At 56.3% G+C, this 16,889-nt stretch carries 13 protein-coding genes; 12 read left to right on the top strand and 1 reads right to left on the bottom strand.

The features are described from left to right. Nucleotides 1-21 precede the first annotated feature (21 nt). The 4 genes from AD665_RS06615 (at nucleotide 22) to bfr (ending at nucleotide 3,747) form a co-directional block, all read left to right on the top strand. Nucleotides 22-1,023, top strand: coding sequence for a DNA-directed RNA polymerase subunit alpha (locus AD665_RS06615; protein WP_003186012.1), 1,002 nt, complete (start codon nucleotides 22-24; stop codon nucleotides 1,021-1,023). A gap of 42 nt (nucleotides 1,024-1,065) precedes the next feature. Continuing rightward, nucleotides 1,066-1,452 carry a 50S ribosomal protein L17 gene (rplQ, locus tag AD665_RS06610; protein ID WP_024778333.1) on the top strand — a complete coding sequence of 129 codons (387 nt, stop codon included), beginning with the start codon at nucleotides 1,066-1,068 and terminating at the stop codon, nucleotides 1,450-1,452. Between the two features lie 223 nt (nucleotides 1,453-1,675). After that, nucleotides 1,676-3,124: a catalase gene (locus AD665_RS06605; RefSeq protein ID WP_053191463.1), complete on the top strand. Its 1,449-nt coding sequence runs from the start codon at nucleotides 1,676-1,678 to the stop codon at nucleotides 3,122-3,124. A 158-nt stretch (nucleotides 3,125-3,282) separates the two neighbouring features. Next, complete coding sequence (gene bfr / locus AD665_RS06600) at nucleotides 3,283-3,747, top strand: bacterioferritin (protein ID WP_053191461.1); 465 nt, start codon at nucleotides 3,283-3,285, stop codon at nucleotides 3,745-3,747. A gap of 159 nt (nucleotides 3,748-3,906) precedes the next feature. Here the strand turns inward: bfr and uvrA are convergent, their stop codons facing one another. After that, nucleotides 3,907-6,741, bottom strand: coding sequence for an excinuclease ABC subunit UvrA (gene uvrA, locus AD665_RS06595; RefSeq protein ID WP_024778336.1), 2,835 nt, complete (start codon nucleotides 6,739-6,741; stop codon nucleotides 3,907-3,909). Nucleotides 6,742-6,920: 179 nt separating this feature from the next. Between uvrA and AD665_RS06590 the strand changes: the two genes are divergently transcribed. The 8 genes from AD665_RS06590 (at nucleotide 6,921) to AD665_RS06555 (ending at nucleotide 16,869) form a co-directional block, all read left to right on the top strand. Further along, entirely contained in the window at nucleotides 6,921-8,318 is a 1,398-nt protein-coding gene (locus AD665_RS06590) for an MFS transporter (RefSeq protein WP_024778337.1), read from the top strand. Between the two features lie 9 nt (nucleotides 8,319-8,327). Next, nucleotides 8,328-8,843 carry a single-stranded DNA-binding protein gene (locus AD665_RS06585; protein WP_024778338.1) on the top strand — a complete coding sequence of 172 codons (516 nt, stop codon included), beginning with the start codon at nucleotides 8,328-8,330 and terminating at the stop codon, nucleotides 8,841-8,843. Between the two features lie 145 nt (nucleotides 8,844-8,988). Further along, a complete protein-coding gene (locus tag AD665_RS06580) occupies nucleotides 8,989-10,209 on the top strand; it encodes a tyrosine-type recombinase/integrase (RefSeq protein WP_053191459.1) in 1,221 nt (406 codons plus the stop codon). Further along, the gene (locus tag AD665_RS06575) at nucleotides 10,196-11,719 is read left to right on the top strand and encodes a site-specific integrase (protein WP_053191457.1); all 1,524 of its coding nucleotides are present in this window, start codon (nucleotides 10,196-10,198) and stop codon (nucleotides 11,717-11,719) included. The genes AD665_RS06580 and AD665_RS06575 overlap by 14 nt, the downstream gene beginning before the upstream one ends. Beyond that, nucleotides 11,712-13,718, top strand: a complete 2,007-nt coding sequence (locus tag AD665_RS06570) for a hypothetical protein (RefSeq protein WP_053191455.1) — start codon at nucleotides 11,712-11,714, stop codon at nucleotides 13,716-13,718. The genes AD665_RS06575 and AD665_RS06570 overlap by 8 nt, the downstream gene beginning before the upstream one ends. Before the next feature lie 3 nt (nucleotides 13,719-13,721). Further along, the gene (locus AD665_RS06565) at nucleotides 13,722-14,135 is read left to right on the top strand and encodes a hypothetical protein (RefSeq protein ID WP_053191453.1); all 414 of its coding nucleotides are present in this window, start codon (nucleotides 13,722-13,724) and stop codon (nucleotides 14,133-14,135) included. After that, nucleotides 14,135-14,575, top strand: a complete 441-nt coding sequence (locus AD665_RS06560; protein WP_053191451.1) for a VPA1267 family protein — start codon at nucleotides 14,135-14,137, stop codon at nucleotides 14,573-14,575. Before AD665_RS06565 ends, AD665_RS06560 begins: the two co-directional genes overlap by 1 nt. Continuing rightward, nucleotides 14,572-16,869, top strand: coding sequence for an ATP-dependent DNA helicase (locus AD665_RS06555; protein ID WP_053191448.1), 2,298 nt, complete (start codon nucleotides 14,572-14,574; stop codon nucleotides 16,867-16,869). Before AD665_RS06560 ends, AD665_RS06555 begins: the two co-directional genes overlap by 4 nt. Nucleotides 16,870-16,889 lie beyond the last annotated feature (20 nt).

Below are 16,889 nucleotides of genomic sequence, written 5' to 3'. Positions count from 1 at the left end.
GGCTAGAAAATAGGTGCATCCATGCAGATTTCGGTAAATGAGTTCCTGACACCCCGCCATATTGATGTGCAGGTTGTCAGTCCAACCCGCGCCAAGATCACTCTCGAGCCTCTCGAGCGTGGTTTCGGCCACACCCTGGGCAACGCGCTGCGCCGCATCCTGTTGTCCTCAATGCCCGGCTGTGCAGTAGTCGAGGCCGAGATTGACGGTGTACTCCACGAGTACAGCGCCATCGAAGGCGTACAGGAAGATGTCATTGAAATCCTGTTGAACCTTAAAGGTCTGGCTATCAAGCTGCACGGTCGTGACGAAGTTACGCTGACCTTGTCGAAGAAGGGTTCGGGGGTGGTTACCGCTGCCGATATTCAGCTGGATCATGATGTCGAGATCGTTAATCCCGATCACGTAATCGCTAACCTGGCGTCTAACGGCGCCCTGAACATGAAGCTCACCGTAGCTCGTGGTCGTGGTTATGAACCGGCAGACTCGCGTCAGAGCGATGAAGACGAAAGCCGCAGCATCGGTCGCTTGCAGCTTGACTCTTCGTTCAGCCCGGTTCGCCGTATCGCATACGTGGTGGAAAACGCCCGTGTCGAGCAGCGTACCAACCTGGACAAGCTGGTTATTGATCTGGAAACCAACGGTACCCTGGATCCTGAAGAGGCTATCCGCCGCGCTGCAACCATCCTGCAACAGCAGTTGGCTGCGTTCGTCGACCTCAAGGGTGACAGTGAGCCAGTGGTTGTCGAGCAGGAAGACGAGATCGATCCGATCCTGCTTCGCCCGGTTGACGATCTGGAACTGACTGTACGTTCGGCTAACTGCCTTAAGGCGGAAAACATCTACTACATCGGCGACCTGATTCAGCGCACCGAAGTAGAGCTGTTGAAGACTCCGAACCTTGGCAAGAAATCCTTGACTGAAATCAAGGACGTTCTGGCCTCCCGCGGTCTGTCCCTCGGCATGCGCCTCGACAACTGGCCGCCTGCAAGTCTTAAGAAGGACGACAAGGCGACTGCCTGATCGTCGTAATCACCGAACGTTGTGTTTGGTAAGGAATGAACCATGCGTCATCGTAAAAGTGGTCGTCACCTGAGCCGCACCAGCTCGCACCGCAAGGCCATGTTCCAAAACATGGCGGTGTCGCTGTTCGAGCACGAGCTGATCAAAACTACACTGCCGAAAGCCAAAGAACTGCGTCGCGTTGCTGAGCCGCTGATCACTCTGGCCAAGACAGACAGCCTGGCTAACCGCCGCCTGGCTTTCGACCGTACTCGTTCGAAAGCTATCGTTGGTAAGCTCTTCAACGACCTGGGCAAGCGCTACGCTACCCGTGAGGGTGGCTACCTGCGCATCCTCAAGTGCGGTTTCCGCGCTGGCGACAACGCGCCTATGGCGTACGTCGAGTTGGTTGATCGTGCTACCGGCGGTGAAGCTGTATCCGCTGAGTAAGACGGCAATATACAAAGAACCGGGCCTAGTGCCCGGTTTTTTGTGCCTGATGCAAAAGCGACATGGTCGTTGCGCCTGGTTTCGCTATTGGCAACAGGGCGGCGTTAGATAATGACTATCGACGTCCATGATTTAATAAATTTGGATGCGGTCACTAACATGTTCGATACTCCTTTCCAGCCGATTAGCCGGCAGTTCGAAGACCGACCGAGGAAGATTGAGCATGAGCCAGATCAAAACGCTTACGACCGCAAGCGGCGCTCCTGTCGCCGATAACCAGAACTCTCGCTCTGCTGGCCCACGTGGCCCGCTGTTGCTCGACGATTTCCACCTCATCGAAAAGCTTGCTCACTTCAACCGCGAGAACATCCCCGAGCGCCGGGTGCATGCCAAGGGCTCGGGCGCCTACGGCACGTTCACGGTAACCCGGGACATCACTCAGTACACCAGCGCCAAGCTGTTCGATTCGATCGGTAAGCAGACGCCGACGTTCCTGCGGTTTTCCACCGTGGGCGGTGAGCGTGGATCTGCCGACACCGAGCGCGATCCCCGTGGTTTCGCCCTGAAGTTCTATACCGAGGAAGGTAACTGGGACATTGTTGGCAATAACACCCCGGTTTTCTTCATTCGTGATCCGCTGAAATTTCCGGATTTCATCCATACCCAGAAGCGTTTGCCACAGAGCAACCTGAAAAGTGCCCAGGCGATGTGGGATTTTTGGTCCCATTCCCCGGAAGCTTTGCACCAGATCACTATTCTGTTCTCCGATCGCGGCATTCCTGACGGCTATCGTCACATGCACGGCTTCGGCAGTCACACCTACAGTCTGATCAACGCCCAAGGCGAGCGTCACTGGGTGAAGTGGCACTACAAGACCAAGCAAGGCATCAAGAACCTGGCGCCGGCTGAGGCTGCGCGTCTGGCGGGCACTGACCCGGACTATGCCCAGCGTGACTTGTTCGATGCTATTGAGCGCGGTGACTTCCCGAAATGGAGCGTTTGCATCCAGATCATGACCGAAGCCCAGGCCGCTGCCCATTACGAGAATCCGTTCGACGTGACCAAGACCTGGTCGCAGAAAGAGTTTCCATTGATTGAAGTCGGAGAGCTCGAACTCAACCGCAACCCGCTGAACTACTTTGCCGAAGTGGAGCAGGCGGCGTTTGGGCCAAGCAACATGGTGCCAGGCGTAGGTCTGTCGCCGGATCGCATGCTCCAGGGGCGCGTGTTCGCATACGCCGATGCCCACCGCTACCGTGTCGGCACCAATCACCAGCAACTGCCGGTGAACGCACCGCGCAGTCCGGTCAATACCTATCAGCGCGACGGTGCCATGGCGTTTGGCAGCAACGGCGGGGCGGCACCGAACTACGAGCCTAACAGCTACGTCGAGGCCCCGAAGCAGGCCCCGCATTATGCGGAACCAGCCCTTGCCCTCAGTGGGGCGGCGGATCGTTACGATCATCGGGAAGACACTGATTACTACAGCCATGCCGGTGCGCTGTTCCGTTTGATGAACAGCGAGCAGCAGGCCCTGCTGATCGGCAACATCGCTGGTGCGATGGGCGGTGTATCGGCAGATGTCGTCGACCGTCAACTGCAGCATTTCTTTAAAGCGGACGCCGCTTATGGAGAGGGCATCGCGAAAGCGCTGGGCGTAGAGCTTAACTAAGTCTAAACGAGAAGCAGAACCGCCCTCATTAGGGCGGTTTTTGCGTTAGTTAGCCCTATTTTCTCAGATTTTCTTCGCTTTTATTGCAATGGCACAGTGACCTGGCCGTCCGCTTGGTTCAAACTAGAGCCTTTCAAGGCTTGTGGAGATGTAGGGCGATGCAAGGTCACCCGGACGTAATCGATTACCTCAACACGCTGCTGACAGGTGAGCTGGCAGCCCGTGATCAATATTTCATCCATTCGCGGATGTACGAGGATTGGGGTTTTACCGAGCTCTACGAACGTATCAACCATGAAATGGAAGAAGAAGCACAGCATGCCGATGCGTTGATGCGTCGGATCCTGATGCTCGAAGGTACGCCGCGCATGCGCCCGGACGACCTGGACATCGGCGCCACGGTGCCCGACATGCTCGCTGCCGACCTGCGCCTGGAATACAAGGTCCGGGCTGCGCTGTGCAAGGGTATTGAGCTGTGTGAGCAGCACAACGACTATGTCACCCGCGAAATCCTGCGTGTTCAGCTCAATGACACCGAGGAAGACCATACTTACTGGCTTGAGAAGCAGTTGGGTTTGATCAAGTTGATCGGGTTGGAGAATTACCTGCAGTCGCAGTTCTGATCGAGATAATTGTGGGAGCGAGCCTGCTCGCGATAGCGATTGATTGTCACATGAATGCAAGCTGACACACCGCTATCGCGAGCAGGCTCGCTACCACAGAGAAGCAAAAGCCCCTGTCATTGATGAGATGACAGGGGCTTTTTCATGCTCGGGAATTGATCAGTCCCGATCACGTTCCAGCAACGGCTTCAGGTAGTGTCCTGTATGGGACTGCTTCATCCCCGCCACCTGCTCAGGCGTACCCACTGCGATGATCTGGCCGCCCTTGGAGCCACCTTCCGGCCCCAGGTCTACCAACCAGTCGGCCGTCTTGATCACGTCCAGGTTGTGCTCGATGACCACCACGGTGTTGCCGTGGTCGCGAAGCCGATGCAACACGTCGAGCAATTGCTGGATATCAGCGAAGTGCAGACCGGTGGTCGGCTCGTCGAGGATGTACAAGGTTTTGCCGGTGTCGCGCTTGGACAACTCGCGGGACAGCTTGACCCGCTGGGCTTCACCGCCGGACAGCGTCGTTGCCGATTGGCCGAGCTTGATGTACGACAGGCCGACATCCATCAATGTCTGCAGCTTGCGCGCCAGGGCTGGCACTGCGTCGAAGAACTCCCGGGCCTCCTCGATGGTCATCTCGAGGGTTTCGTGGATGTTCTTGCCCTTGTATTTGATCTCAAGGGTCTCGCGGTTGTAGCGCTTGCTCTTGCACACATCGCAAGGCACATAGATGTCCGGCAGGAAGTGCATCTCCACCTTGATCAGGCCGTCACCCTGGCAGGCTTCGCAACGCCCACCCTTGACGTTGAACGAGAACCGTCCCGGACCGTAACCCCGGGAACGGGATTCCGGCACACCGGCGAACAATTCGCGGATCGGCGTGAACAATCCGGTGTAAGTCGCCGGGTTGGAGCGCGGTGTACGGCCGATCGGGCTCTGGTCGATGTCGACGACCTTGTCCAGGTGCTCCAGCCCCTTGATGCTGTCGTGGGGGGCGGCTTCCAGGGTGGTCGCGCCGTTCAGGGCCGTGGCGCTGAGGGGAAACAGGGTGTTGTTGATCAGCGTCGATTTACCGGAGCCGGATACGCCGGTGACGCAGGTCAGCAGACCAATCGGGATTTCCAGGTCGACGTTGCGCAAATTGTTGCCGCGGGCGCCCTTGACGGTCAGCGACAGCTTCTTGTTGCGCGGCGTTCGTTTGGCCGGGACCTTGATCTTCACTCGTCCCGACAGATACTTGCCGGTCAGGGAGTCAGGGTGCGCCATGACTTCGGCGGCGGTGCCCTGGGCGACGATATGCCCACCGTGCACACCGGCCCCCGGGCCGATGTCCACGACGTAATCGGCCAGACGGATCGCATCTTCGTCATGCTCGACCACGATCACCGTGTTGCCGATGTCCCGCAGGTGCTTGAGAGTTCCGAGCAATCGGTCGTTGTCCCGTTGGTGCAGGCCAATGGACGGCTCGTCGAGGATGTACATGACCCCCACCAGGCCTGCGCCGATCTGGCTGGCCAGGCGGATACGCTGGGCTTCGCCGCCGGACAGCGTGTCTGCGCTGCGGTCGAGGGTGAGGTAATCCAGTCCGACGTTGACCAGGAATTGCAGGCGCTCGCTGATTTCCTTGAGGATCTTGTCGGCAATTTCGCCCCGGCGGCCGGTGAGTTTCAGGCCGGCGAAGTAATCGGTGGCGTCGCCGATGGGCAGGTTGGTCACTGCCGGCAGTGTCTTCTCGCCAACCCATACATGCCGCGCCTCGCGACGCAAACGGGTGCCGCGGCAATCAGGGCAGGGCTGGGTGCTGAGGAACTTGGCCAGCTCTTCGCGCACGCTGGCCGATTCAGTCTCGCGGTAGCGCCGCTCAAGGTTCGGCACTATGCCTTCGAATGGATGGGAGCGCTTGACGATGTCGCCACGGTCGTTCAGGTATTTGAAATCGACGTTCTGCGAACCGCTGCCATGCAGGATGTATTTCTGCTGGTCGGCGGGCAGTTCGTTGAATGGCTTGTCCAGGCTGAACTTGTAATGGGCTGCCAACGACCCGAGCATCTGGAAGTAATAGACGTTGCGCCTGTCCCAGCCGCGAATCGCGCCTTCGGCCAGGGTCAGTTCGCCGTTGACCAGGCGCTTGGTGTCGAAGAATTGCTTGACCCCCAGGCCATCACAGGTCGGACAGGCGCCGGCCGGGTTGTTGAAGGAAAACAGCTTGGGTTCCAGCTCGCTGATGGCATGGCCGCAGACCGGGCAGGCGAAGCGCGCCGAGAAGATGATTTCCTCGCCGGGCTCGTCGTCCATCGGCGCCACCAGGGCGATGCCGTCAGCCAGTTTCAGCGCGGTCTCGAAAGATTCGGCCAGCCGCTGTTGCAGATCGGCGCGGACCTTGAAGCGGTCAACCACCACATCGATCGAGTGTTTCTTCTGCTTGTCCAGTTTCGGCAGTTCGTCCAGTTCGCAGAGCTTGCCATTGACCCGGGCCCGCACGAAGCCCTGGGCCCGCAGTTCTTCGAAGACCAGCAGGTGCTCGCCCTTGCGCTCGCGAATGACCGGTGCGAGCAGCATCAACTTGCTGCCCTCCGGCTGGGCCAGAACCAGGTCGACCATCTGGCTGACGGTCTGGGCTTCCAGGGGAATGTCGTGGTCGGGGCAGCGGGGAATGCCGACCCGCGCATACAGCAGGCGCAGGTAGTCGTAGATTTCGGTGATGGTGCCGACCGTCGAGCGCGGGTTATGGGAAGTCGACTTCTGTTCGATGGAGATCGCCGGCGACAGACCTTCGATGGTGTCGACGTCCGGTTTTTCCATCATCGAGAGGAACTGCCGGGCGTAGGCCGATAGCGATTCGACATAGCGTCGCTGGCCTTCGGCGTAAAGGGTATCGAAGGCCAGCGATGATTTGCCGGATCCGGACAGGCCGGTGATGACGATCAGTTTGTCCCGTGGCAGGGTCAGGTCGATGTTCTTCAGGTTGTGGGTACGGGCCCCACGAATCAGGATCTTGTCCAAAATGGCCTCGCTCGGCGGGCGTCGAAAACGTAGGAGTATACGGGCAAATACTGGATGGATAAACACTATCGAGCGTGCGATGGCAGCCATACATGAAGACTGCGCGTCAAACAGTCGCGATATACCCCCTCAATCGATGGGACTGGTAGAATCGCCGCCGGTTCAGATGAGGTTTTTCCATGCACGATCCACACAGCGAGCGCATGAGTGGCGGCGAGACCCGGGCGGCAAGCGGTCTGGCCCTGGTGTTCGCCTTCCGTATGCTGGGCATGTTCATGGTGTTGCCGGTGCTGGCGACCTATGGCATGGACCTGGCGGGCGCAACGCCGGCCCTGATCGGGTTGGCGATTGGCGCTTATGGCCTGACCCAGGCCATTTTCCAGATCCCGTTCGGGATAATTTCCGACCGCATCGGCCGGCGTCCCGTGATCTACCTGGGACTGATCGTCTTTGCCCTTGGCAGTGTGCTGGCGGCCAACGCCGACTCGATCTGGGGCGTGATCGCCGGACGGATCCTGCAAGGCGCGGGGGCGATTTCCGCCGCCGTCATGGCCTTGCTCTCGGATCTGACCCGGGAGCAGCATCGGACCAAGGCCATGGCCATGATCGGCATGACCATCGGTCTGTCGTTCGCCGTCGCCATGGTCGTCGGTCCCTTGCTGACCCGTGCCTTCGGCTTGTCGGGGCTGTTCCTGGTAACCGGTGGCATGGCGCTGGTGGGTATCCTGATCGTGGTGTTCATGGTACCCCGCGCCACCGGACCGCTGCAGCACCGTGAATCCGGGGTGGCGCGCCAGGCGCTGATCCCGACGCTGAAACACCCGGACCTGCTGCGCCTGGACCTGGGCATCTTCGTGCTCCACGCCATGCTGATGTCCAGTTTCGTCGCCTTGCCGCTGGCCTTGGTCGAGAAGGCCGGTCTGCCCAAGGAGCAGCATTGGTGGGTCTACCTGACGGCGCTGCTGATTTCGTTCTTCGCCATGATCCCGTTCATCATCTATGGCGAGAAGCGACGCAAAATGAAACGAGTTCTGCTCGGCGCCGTCGTGACGCTGATGCTCACTGAGCTATTCTTCTGGCAGTTCGGTGACAGCCTGCGGGCCCTGGTGATCGGAACGGTGGTGTTCTTCACCGCGTTCAATCTGCTGGAGGCGTCGCTGCCGTCGCTGATCAGCAAGGTTTCACCGGCGGGCGGCAAGGGCACGGCAATGGGGGTTTACTCCACCAGCCAGTTCCTGGGTTCGGCGATGGGCGGGATTCTCGGTGGCTGGCTGTTCCAGCATGGCGGTTTGTCGGTTGTGTTCCTGGGATGCGCCGCGCTGGCTGCACTTTGGCTGGCCTTTGCTGTTACCATGCGTGAACCGCCGTATGTGACGAGCCTGCGCTTGCCGTTGTCGCCCGAAGCCATGCGCGAAGCAGGCCTGGCCGAGCGCCTCAGGGCCGTCGTTGGCGTAACCGATGCAGTGGTGGTCGCCGAGGAGGCGGCCGTTTATATCAAACTGGACACCGAATTATTGGATCGTGCGACCCTCGAGCGCCTGGTGAACAACCCGGCCCCGACAGCGTGCGAAGCCTAGGAGAACGTTATGGCCCGTGGGGTTAACAAAGTCATATTGGTCGGTACGTGCGGCCAGGATCCCGAGGTTCGCTACCTGCCTAACGGCAACGCCGTGACCAACCTGAGTCTGGCGACCAGCGAGCAGTGGACCGACAAGCAGACCGGCCAGAAGGTCGAGAAGACCGAATGGCACCGCGTGTCGATGTTCGGCAAAGTGGCTGAGATCGCCGGCGAATACCTGCGCAAGGGTTCGCAGGTTTACATCGAAGGCAAGCTGCAGACGCGTGAGTGGGAAAAAGACGGCATCAAGCGCTACACCACTGAAATCGTGGTCGACATGCAGGGTACCATGCAACTGTTGGGCGGCCGTCCACAGGGTGACCAGCAGCAGGGTGGCAACAACTACCAGCAGTCGGCTCCACGTCAGCAGGCACCGCGCCCGCAATCGGCGCCGCAGCCACAGCGCGAGCGCCCGGCCCCACAACAGGCCGCGCCGCAACCGGCTCCGGATTTCGACAGCTTTGATGACGATATTCCGTTCTAGCCCCCCGCAGAGACTTTTCTGTAAAGTTTCTCTTGGAGACCCCCGCTTAGCGGGGGTTTCTTCGTTTTGGGGGTGTAAAAAATAAGTTGACGACTTTTTACTAGCCTCATACCTTGAATTTAAGTAAAGAATTCAGGGGGGCTTTATGCAGCTATCGATCAGACGGTTTCAAGCCGATTCAGGAGAGAGATTTTCCATCCTTGTCGACGAAACCGGCATGCCGCTTTACTACCCAGCGCTCTATATCACCGCGTCGATCCGAGGTGCGTCTCTCTCAATCAACACAATCAATCACGTGCTCAGTGCGATCAAAGTGGTTTGTGCGTGGGAGCGCTATTACGGCTTCAGCATGGAGTCGCGTTTTAAGCGAAGCGAACTGCTTGCGGCTCATGAAATTCACTCCCTCAGAGACTTCATGCAGAAGCCTCTCGTAGAAACCCGACCGAAAGAAGGAAAGGTTGTGCCTATCAAGGGCCGGCCAAAGCGAGTGGGAAAAGAAACGCAATACAACCGCATGTCCGTGGCTGCGGATTATTTGGGATTCATTGCTGAGAGGTTGCATCCGGCAACGGCCACGAGCGGGAAGGAAATCGCGGCGATGGTTGCTCGAATCAAAGCCAACCGGCCAAAAATGGGCGAAAAGATTGAGGATGATCGCTCTACAGCACGCTTGGAGGACGCACTGTTGGATTCGATCGAGCAGATCATCAGGCCTGGCAGCGAGGCGAACCCGGTGAGTGATTACGGGCTCCAGATGCGAAATGCGCTTATGTTTACTCTGTTGCGTATGACTGGAGTACGTAGAGGCGAGCTGCTCAATTTCAAGATCGAAGACTTCGATTTCGCCAAGGGCACGGTCAAAGTAGTTCGTCGACCTGACTCGGCGGGCGACTCGCGAATCTATCAGCCTGTTGCGAAAACCCGAGAGCGAACGATCCCGCTGATTCCTGAGCTCATGGATCGTATTCGCGAGTACGTCTCCGGATATCGCGCCAAGGTTCCTGGTGCCAGGAAGCACGGCTATCTGTTCGTGACTCATCGCTCGGGTATCTCACAGGGGTGGCCTCTTTCCAACTCCGGCTTTGGCAAATTCATTGCGACACTTTCAACGTTGAGCGATGAAACGGCAGGGCTACATACGCACGCGCTTCGCCATCATTGGAATTACATTTTTTCCAAACGATGTGAAGAGCAGGGCAGGGCGCCCGAGTTTGAAGGCAAGATGCGAAGTTATCTCATGGGGTGGAGTGAAACTTCAGGCACGGCGGCGACATACAACAAGCGGCATATCAAAGAGGCGGCAGGAGAAGCTGCGATCGGGCTGCAAAACAAACACTTGGGGAAACCTTCTGATGATCATGAATGATAACGCCTGTGTCGTACCTTATGAACGTACTCATTTCTTGTCCAAGGACGATTATGAAGTAGAGATCTATTCAAACTATTGGAAGCTAAACAAGGACAAAGCATTTTATTTGGACTCGCTGCCAGAATGGCTGGGTGAGGATTTGCTAAAGAGCTTCAAGCAAGTATTGGCCATTTATGGCGAAACCTGCTCTGGTGCATACACGATGGCGTTGTTCTACAGGCTGAAAGGATATTTTCAATCGACTTCAGCTTCTTCACTCTTTAGTTCTGCATCTATGATTTCCTATCGTGATCAGTTAGGGAAAAAAGATGAGTCGGAATTGAGTTCGGTTCGCGCATTCATCCGAAGCTGGATCAGTTTGGGCTATCCGGGCATCCCATCTGAAACCTTAGCCATGATGGAAAAATGGAAAATCAAGGGGAATGAAAAGGGGTACGCAGTTCAGTCGATGTGTCCGGAGAGCGGGCCTCTGACAGATATCGAGATGCAGGGAATCGTCTCCGGAGTGGTTGAATGTTATGCGGAAGGTCGGCTTACGTTGCGTGATACTTGCTACGCAATGACTCTAGCTATGACAGGGCGTCGGCCAATCCAAATTACGTCACTCAAGATCAAAGACTTGGTTGAAATTGAAGGCAAATACTTCATCAATTTTCCACGAGGAAAACAAAGGCACGGTAAATGGCGATCTTCCTTCAACAAGTTTCGAATTGTAGAGGATCTGTGGTTGCTTCTTCAGTCCCAGGCTGAAGCTATTCGTCAATCTTTCAGTGAGATAGTCGAGGAGCCTATTCCTGCTCGGCTACAGCGCGAATTGCCACTATTTCCAGGCCCTCGGCAGCATGAAGCCAAGAATAATCTTGAAGTGTTGCTGGAGGGCGATGAATTACATGCGCTCATCATTGAGGTGGGCCAGACGATGACATTTGTAAAGAACATAATTAATGTCATCAGCGAACGCACGGGCGGGACGACACACCTGAATGCATATCGCTTCCGCTACACCCTCGGAACAAACTTGGCCAGGGAAGGCCGGGGCGAGTACATCATTGCCGAAGCGCTTGATCACTCGGACATCCAGAATACCGGCGTCTATGTCAGGAACATTCCTGAGATCGTTAAACACATCGACAAGGCAGTCGCTCTGCAACTGGCTCCGCTCGCACAGGCCTTTCAGGGCGTGTTGGTTACCGACGAAAGCAAGGCCCGTCGCGGGGGAGATCGTTCAAGCCGGATTTGCAGCGGCGGCGGTAATGTTGGTAGCTGTGGCAGCTTCGGGTTTTGTGGTGCTCTTGCACCTATTGCTTGCTACACCTGCTCTCATTTCGAGCCATGGCTTGATGGGCCTCATGAGTTTGTGTTGGATCAACTCATCAGCGATCGAGACAACATCTTTGCAAGCACAGGCGATTTGAAGATCGCTTCGGTAAACGACAGGCTTATTCTGGCCGTCAGTGATGTGGTGACCCGTTGCAAGGCAATGAAGAGCGAGGCCGCCAATGTCTAATATTTTCCAGTTTGTGCCCAAAGCGCAGGCCACCAGCCAGCAAAACCTCGCAGAGTTCGTGCGTTTATGTCGTGATCAACTCACAGTCTTCGGCGCCAATCTCGATTGGTATAGCCACGCTTGGCCGGGCGTGGGCAATTTCACAAAGAAGGGAGCTCCATCACGAGGCTACACACCGGAACAGCTCCTGGATCCGGGCATTATGTCGTTTGCTAAAGCGTATGTGCGATATCAGCAAGGGCATAACCCTGTCAAACTCAAGAATGAATTCAAAGCGATTCGCTGCATTGAGGCAGCACTCCTTGAGGTTTATGGCACTGCTGACATTACGCTCACCGATCTCAGTGTGTTAGACGCAGCAGGTAAAGTCGCTGGCACCTATGAGGCGAGTGACTATCAAGCAGGTATTAGCCTGGTGAAGCTCGTTGAATTTTTGAACGAAAGCAAAATCATTGCGGCTCCACTGGTATGGAAAAGCCCGTTTAAAAAACCGAAAGAGATTCACAGCAACAACCCGGTCGCTAAGAAGAAGAGAGAAGAGAAACTGCCCGCCGTTAGCCGTCTTGAGGCAATGGGCGAAATGTTCGCCAATGATCTGCAGGATCCGCGAGATCGTTTCACGACCTCTATCTTTGCACTCTGTATGTGCGCGCCATCTCGGATTTCAGAAGTTGAAGACCTTCCTTTGAGCTGTCTCCATCGAGAGGTCGACAGCGACGGTATCGAACGTCTGGGGCTCAGGTTCTATGCGGGCAAGGGATACAGATCCGACATCAAATGGGTCTCGTCAGCCTTCGTACAGATCGCCGAGGAGGCCGTCCGGCGGCTGACGGAACTGTCCGCACCAGGCCGGGCGCTTGCCTCTTGGTTGGAGACTCATCCAAATGAGTTCTACCGACATGAAGACTGTCCAAATGTTGGTGAAGATCAACCGCTGACGGCAGAACAAGCATGTATTGCGTTGGGGCTGACACCAGGTGAGCGTCCACGCCAAGCGTTGATGAGGGGATTGGAGTCCTATGAGCCTTTCAAAGCCTATTTCGCTGAGAATGGCCACGTCACGCTGCGATTCCTCAATGGTTTCCTTCGTAGCAAATTGCCGAAGGGGTGGCCGTGGCTGAACAAAGAGCGGCACATCAAATACTCGGAAGCCCTGTGCTGCTTCCGTCAAAACGAGCTGCGGATGGATTTCCCAGCGCGACCAGTGATCGTCTGGGCGCCCGGAAAGAGTACGTTCCAGACTGATATCAACTACATCGACGGTCAGGAGCGAAGCATCTGGGAGCGCTACGGGTACAGAGATCCCGATGGCTCACCCATTTCCATGAAGTCTCACCAGATTCGGCATTACTTGAACACCAAGGCGCAACAGGGCGACCTTGGGCAGCTGTACATCGCTAAATGGTCGGGACGACAAAACATCCATCAAAACGCGACTTATAACCACATGACCGATGAGGAGCATGTCGCAAGGGCGAGAGAGATGGGGATTGGTGTCCCCTTGGAAAAGAGCAGGCAGAACCTTCCCGTCACTCTGGCTGATCTTGAGGCTATCGGTGAAGGAATCGCGCACGTGACAATCTTTGGGTACTGCGTTCATGACTACTCGATGTTGCCTTGTCAGAAGCACCTGGACTGTTTGAATTGCACCGAACACGCATGTGTAAAGGGTGAAAGTGCAAAGTACGGAAGACTCAAAGATTTTCGAGACAACATTCGTCTTCAGCTTTCAAAGGCGCAGGCTGCGAACGAAGACGGAATCTATGGTGCCGATCGCTGGAGTCAGCATCAGATCAAAACCCTTGAAAAAGCCGATCAGCTTGTCGAGATTTTGAGCTCAAAAGATGTCCCGGACGGCACTATCGTTCGGCTGAACAGTGATCAGGAGTTCAGTCCGCTCAAGCGCGCTATCGCAGCTCGTTCAACAGCTCCGAGCCTGCCAGCGCCGAAACGCAACGAGCCCGATTTGGATGAGCTTCGTGCTCTTCTGGGGGCTTAAGGTATGGCCAAGCATCTAAGTACAAAAGATCTCGATCTCATCGTCGGGTTGATCGACAGCTGGGAAGGCAAGCTTGGGTGGGAAGCCCTTTGCGATGCGGTTGAGCCTCTGATTGGGACGCGGCCTACGCGGCAAACATTAAACGCTCACGAACGCATCAAAAATGCGTTCACGCACCAGAAGAACCGGCTGAAGTCCGGGTTTGTATCTACCAAGCGTCCTGCGAGCCTGAGTATTGCTGAGCAGCGAATTCGCCGCCTGGAGGCCGAGAACAACCGCCTACAGCGTGAAAACAATCAGCTTCTGGAGCGTTTTATTCGCTGGCAGTACAACGCCCATAAATTCAACGTGTCCGCAGAAAAGCTGGATGCACCGCTGCCTTTTGTTGACCGTGACTCGTCGGAGGCGGAATCCTGATGGCCAACGGACAACAGATTGCTGAAGAGAACTTTGCGGCTTTCCTCGCCTGGGCGGCCTCTAAGTCTGATGGCGACTTCAGAGAGTACGTCCATAAGGGCAAGCTGAAGCGCATCGAGATCGCAAAGGAGTGCGGGTTTGGGAAAAGTGCGCTCACGCAGAACCCAGCCATTCGTAATGCACTAGAAAATCTTGAAACCGAGCTCAGGGCCGCAGGCGTATTACCTCCGCTAGTAGCTTCGCTGCCTGCTGGGCTGAAAGCGGAACCTCCGCTGAGAGATGCCGATGCAAAACAGCGACGTCAGGATGCTCAGCGGCGGAACTCGCTGGAGCAGGAAAACGCGGCGCTGCGTGCAGAGCTTAGTGCTGCCAAACAGATGCTGGAGCGCCACACGCTCATGAATGAATTCCTCGAAGAAACAGGGCGGATGCCGCGATGAATGCCGCCGCGCCCTCACTGATCAACGTCAGCGTTCGTATCACCAAGATTCGCTCCTCTAACCGGAAGGGGTGCATCGCTTTCGGCCATCGAATGGACATCGTTCGGGGCATCAATGACCGGTCACGCCCGGTTGTCATTCGAGTCCCGGACGCGATCGCTAAGCTTTCAGATGTCGCAGTGGGTGCCATCTTCGAGGTTTACGGTGAAGTCAGTACCGTCCTGAGGACTCATGGTGCATATGCAGTCACTGAGATGACAGTCGATGTCCAGGATATTCATCTTGTTCGCCCCAGCGGCTCCCAAGTCATTCAGTGGCTGGGTGACAACGTCAAAGGCGTCGGGGAAGTGAAGGCCACGCGATTGTGGGATGCCCTCGGGGAGCGGCTATACGAGGTACTGGATCACGCTGATCACGCGGCAATCGAGCTGATCATTCCGACCAACGATGTGAGGGAGCGATTGTTCAACCGCTGGGCCGAAGATGGCGATGCGAAGACACTACGCTTTGTTCAGAACAAGCGGATCCCGTTAGACCTCGCCCGGAAAGCCATACGCTTTCACAAGAAGAACACCATCTCCGCGCTCATCAGCGATCCCTATCGTTTGCTCAGCTTTGCCGGTGCCTGGTCGGACGTCGATAGGATCGCCAGGGAAAGTTTTGACGTACGCCTGGATGACCCGCGTAGGCTGACTGCGGCACTTGAGGAGTCGCTCTATCGCGCCTCCGAAAAGGGGCACACATGCAGCTCGTTGAATGATCTACACACAACGATCACCCAACTGATCAAACCTCATTCCGCTCCCAGCACGGCATTGGCGAGCGCTCTGTTGGCCGGCTCATCGGTCGGACAGTTCGTATTCAAAGAACTCGCAAACGTAGGAGCCATGCTATTCGCGCCAGGCTCTTGGATTATGGAAAAGCGTTGTGCGCAGTTCATTCGGGATTTGATCATCATCCCCTCACTGCAACCGCAGTTGTTTCCTGTGAACGTGAACGACGTGATCGCACGCTTCGAAGAAGATGAGCGGGCTCATTTGGGGCTTCCGGCGTTTGGGTTGAATCAAGCCCAGCGCGATGCCGTTGCTACGTCATTCTCGAAGCGATTCAGCATCATTACTGGCGGCGCAGGCGTAGGGAAAACCACTGTCCTCAAAGCCCTCTACAAGGCACTGGATACGACTGGCCGGCCACGGTTTCAAATGGCGCTTTCTGGCCGAGCTACTGCTCGAATGATCGAGGCTACGGGTGAGGAGGCGCGAACCATTGCTGGATTCCTAGGGCAGGTAACTGAAAAGGACATGGGACTCGCACCAATCATCATTATTGACGAAGCCTCGATGCTTGATCTCGTTACGTTCTACAGACTCGTTCAGAAGCTGCCGTCGGATTGCCAGGTGATTCTTGTCGGTGATCCATACCAGCTTCCACCAATTGGAGCAGGGCTAATCCTCCACGTGCTTTGCGAATTGGGGGCTATACCGACTACGGAACTGACTGAGGTAAAACGCCAAGCCAAGGAGTCCGCTATCCCGCTGGCATCCAGACAGATCCGAGACGGTCAATGGCCGGATTTCAGTTTCGATGAAGGGGACGATGTTGTGTTCCTGTCATGTTGCGATGACCAGATCATCCCTACTGTGATCAGGCTGTACGAGCAGGATTCGAGTAACACGCAGATTCTCTCGGCTACCAAGTCCTGCAGTTATGCCGGTGTCGAGACGATAAACCGTGTTTGCCACACCATGTATTCAGATCACAACAAGCAACTTCTTGTTGAGAATGCCGATACGGGCGAGATCGAGGCGACTGGACTATGCGTCGGGGATCTCCTGATGTACACCGCGAACGACTGGAAACGAAACCTGCAGAATGGCTCTCTTGGCCAGCTCGAAGAGGTGTTCGATCAGCCCCGCTCGGTGAATATGGGCGGTGAAGATAAGCCCCGCATTCGAACAGCAGTGGGGATTGCCCGGTTCGAGGGTGTAAAGCACTTTGTCCTGGACACCGACGTCGACTCGCTTGAACTGGCTTACTCCATTACGGTTCACAAAGCCCAAGGATCCCAATTCAAAAGAGTCATCGTTCCTGTACGTAAGTCTCGCATCCTAGACCGTACATTTATCTACACAGCAGCAACCCGAGCCCAGGTGCAAGTCATTTTGGTTGGCGATATTGAAGCTGTGCGTGAGGCGATCAAGCTACCGCCAAAAGCCTTCTCGCGCCGTGTAGGGCTTCGCTCAATACTGGAGTCGATGCTACCGACCGGATATCAGGCGCTGCAGTCCTCTTGATAATGTGGTCGTTGCAAGCA

The organism is Pseudomonas corrugata (assembly GCF_001269905.1).
Lineage (GTDB): Bacteria > Pseudomonadota > Gammaproteobacteria > Pseudomonadales > Pseudomonadaceae > Aquipseudomonas > Aquipseudomonas corrugata.
This window is presented reverse-complemented; position numbering and strand designations above follow the sequence as displayed.